Source organism: Staphylococcus sp. 231237_7MaSpsaltlick (genome assembly GCF_043107035.1).
The window spans coordinates 1-490 of record NZ_JBICNX010000331.1; the positions used below are offsets into that span (position 1 = coordinate 1).

The 490-nt window shown below is 31.4% G+C and carries 1 protein-coding gene; it reads right to left on the reverse strand.

Going from position 1 to position 490, the window contains the following annotated elements; genetic code table 11:
- Nucleotides 1–490, reverse strand: a 490-nt coding sequence (locus tag ACF91D_RS31750; protein ID WP_392438696.1) for a phage portal protein, incomplete at both ends; no start/stop codon positions are given.

Genomic DNA, 490 nt, shown 5'->3' on the forward strand with positions numbered 1-490 from the left:
ATTAATTCATTCGATTCTTTAAACATATTTGCTGTATCAGATAAACGCCTATTATATGCATCTATTTGAGTTTTATACATAAACAAATCTGAGCTTTCGGCATCGTTATTTTTAAATGGTATAAAAGGAATACGCCCCCATGAACCAGTACTAAAATGAGTTTCTTGACTTCTTAAATTACGTGAGTAATCTCTTATTAAACTTCCATTATCATATATATAATAATTAATGAATGTTTCGTCCCAGTATTCTACTTTCATTTCGTCTTCAATTTTATAAAAACGTATAAATGCTTCGAGTTTTTCGTGCTCTCTATCTTTCCATATCGGTACTGCTTGCTCAGCTGGTACTCTAAAAAACTTGAGTTCTCCCTCCTCATCAATATATGGATGAATCCACTCAATACCTTTATTACTTGCACCAGTTAATACACTATGTAACTTGTCATCAAATCTACTACCTAAAGCTAGATTGATTTGCTCTATTACAT